Annotated in this window: 3 protein-coding genes; 1 reads left to right on the top strand and 2 read right to left on the bottom strand. The window is 71.0% G+C overall.

Annotated features, from left to right (window positions below; translation table 11 throughout):
* On the top strand, positions 1-891 hold an 891-nt coding region (locus ACRDP3_RS06695; RefSeq protein ID WP_431515900.1), incomplete at its 5' end, for a tetratricopeptide repeat protein.
* Here ACRDP3_RS06695 and ACRDP3_RS06690 read toward each other — a convergent pair.
* Both ACRDP3_RS06690 and ACRDP3_RS06685 read right to left on the bottom strand, forming a co-directional pair.
* On the bottom strand, positions 872-1687 hold the full coding sequence (locus tag ACRDP3_RS06690) for an ABC transporter permease (RefSeq protein WP_431515899.1): 816 nt from the start codon (positions 1685-1687) through the stop codon (positions 872-874). The two genes, ACRDP3_RS06695 and ACRDP3_RS06690, sit on opposite strands and share 20 nt — an antisense overlap.
* Positions 1684-2534 (bottom strand): ATP-binding cassette domain-containing protein (locus ACRDP3_RS06685; RefSeq protein ID WP_431515898.1); only part of this gene is annotated, 851 nt, incomplete at its 5' end. The genes ACRDP3_RS06690 and ACRDP3_RS06685, both read right to left, overlap by 4 nt.

Below are 2534 nucleotides of genomic sequence, written 5' to 3'. Positions count from 1 at the left end.
TACATCTGGGAGTCCGAGCACGACATCGACCGTGCGCTCGCCTCCGCTCGCCGGGTGATCACCGCGCTGACGCCGGTCGACAACCCGTTCCTGCAGGTCATGGGCCACGCCCGGCTGAGCGAGCTGTGCTTGCAGACGGAGCGGGGCGAGGAGGCGTACGGGCATCTCAAGTCGGCGCTCGAGGTGCTGCCGCGGCTCGGCGACGAGCAGGACTCCATCGGCGTCCGCTGGGGCCTCGTCCTTGCCTGCCTGCAGCGGGGCGACCCCGACGAGGCCGAGTACTGGCTGCGGCAGGCGGAGGGCGGCAACACCCCGCGGAAGGACGACTTCTACAGCCCCGACTTCGGTGGGCGCGCCGAGATCGCGCTCGCCCGCGGACTGACGGAGGTCGGGCTCGGCTTGTGGCGCCGCAACATGGAGCGGATACCCGAGGCCGACTCGACGAACAGCGACGACCCCTTCTTCGACCGGTGGGTGCTGCAGATCCAGTCGGCGGCGGTGACGGCGCACGCGCACGCCGGCCGGCTCGGGCTCGTCGCGGAGGTGGTCGACCGGCTGCGGCAGCGGCTGCGGACCCTGCTCTCCGGCCCGTCCGCCTCGCCCATGGAGCTCCCTGTGTTCGGGACGGGGCTGCACGCCCTTGGCATGGCAGGGCTCGTGTCCGGCGATGCCCGTGCCGTACGGATGATTGCGCTGGCCGAACGGCTGCGGGTGCTGCGCGATTTCCAGCCGACGATGTCGGCGGACCGCGCCCGGCAGGCGGTCGGGGCCGCCGGGAACGCTGCCAGGGCGGCGTACGCCGACGCGGTGTCGGAGTACGCCGCCCTGGGGCGGGACGAGCTACGGGAGGCAGCCCGCGCTGTCATGTCCGTTACTTCGGGTCGCGGTTGAACGCCGACTTGGACCACATGTAGCCGAGGACGGTCAGCGCCAGGCACCAGGCGACGGCCAGCCACCCGTTGTGCCCGATCTCGGTGCCGAGCAGCAGTCCGCGCAGGGTCTCGATGGCCGGCGTGAACGGCTGGTACTCGGCGATCGGCTGGAACCAGCCCGGCATCGCGTCGATGGGTACGAAGGCGCTGGAGATGAGCGGCAGCAGGATCAGCGGATACCCGTTGTTGCTGGCCGCCTCGGCGTTCGGACTGACCATTCCCATCCCGACCGCGATCCAGGTGAGCGCCAGGGCGACCAGCGCCGTCAGCCCGAAAGCCGCCAGCCACTCCAGAGCGGTGGCGCCGGTGGACCGAAAGCCGGTGGCCACGGCGACGGCGCCGACGAGGACCACGCTCACGACTGACTGCAGCACGCTGCCGACGACGTGCCCGATGATCACGGAGCCGCGGTGGATCGCCATGGTGCGGAAGCGGGCGATGATGCCCTCGCTCATGTCGGTGGAGACGGACACCGCGGTGCCGACCACGGTGGCGCCGATGGTCATCATCAGGATGCCTGGAAGGAGATAGGCGAGGTAGGCGGATCGGTCCGCGCTGCCGCCGATGCCCGCGCTCATCACGTCGCCGAAGACGTAGACGAACAGCAGCAGCAGCACGACCGGCGTCAGCAGCAGGTTCAGGGTCATGGACGGGTAGCGCCGTGCGTGCAGGAGGTTGCGGCGCAGCATCGTGTTCGAGTCGCGTACGGCGAGGGAGATCCGGGTCGTGCGGGCGGGAGCGAGGGGATTGCTCATCGGACGGTCTCCTTGGGCTGGTTGGTCTGGCTGGGCACGCTGGAGCCGGTCAGGGCGAAGAAGACGTCGTCGAGGTCGGGGGTGTGCACGGTCAGCTCGTCCGCCTCGATGCCGGCCGAGTCCAGCCAGTCGAGGATGGAGCGCAGCTCGCGCTGGCTGCCGTCGCTGGGGATCTGCAGCGACAGCGCCTCGTCGATGGGGGCACCCCCTGCTCGAGCGAAGCCGAGAGCTTGGGGGAGAGTGACCTCGCGCAGGGCGAGGGCGGCGGACCGGTACGCGGACGGGTCGGCGAACCGCAGCCGCACGTGCCCGCCCGGGATGAGCCGCTTCAGCTCGTCGGCGCTCCCCTCGGCGGCGATCCTGCCGTCGCTCAGCACCGCGATGTGGTCGGCGAGTTCGTCGGCCTCCTCCAGGTACTGGGTGGTGAGGAAGACGGTGACTCCGCCGGAGACCAGCTCGCGGATGATCCCCCACACGTTGTGGCGGCTGCGCGGGTCGAGGCCGGTGGTCGGCTCGTCGAGGAAGATGATCCGCGGGTCACCGACCAGCGTCATGGCGAGGTCGAGGCGGCGCCTCATGCCGCCGGAGTAGGTGGAGGCGGGCTTCTTCGCGGCCTCCACCAGGTCGAAGCGCTCCAGCAGCTCGGCGGCGGCGCGGCGGCCCTCGCGCTTGGACAGGTGGTGCAGGTCCGCCATGAGGAGCATGTTCTCCTCGCCGGTGATCAGGCCGTCGACGGCGGAGAACTGTCCGGTGACGCCGATCGCGGCACGCACGGCCTGCGGGTCGGCGGCGAGGTCGTGGCCGCCCACACGGATCTCGCCTGAGGCGGGGTCGGGGGAGATGAGGG

Source organism: Streptomyces sp., from assembly GCF_050698815.1.
Lineage (GTDB): Bacteria > Actinomycetota > Actinomycetes > Streptomycetales > Streptomycetaceae > Streptomyces.
This window is presented reverse-complemented; position numbering and strand designations above follow the sequence as displayed.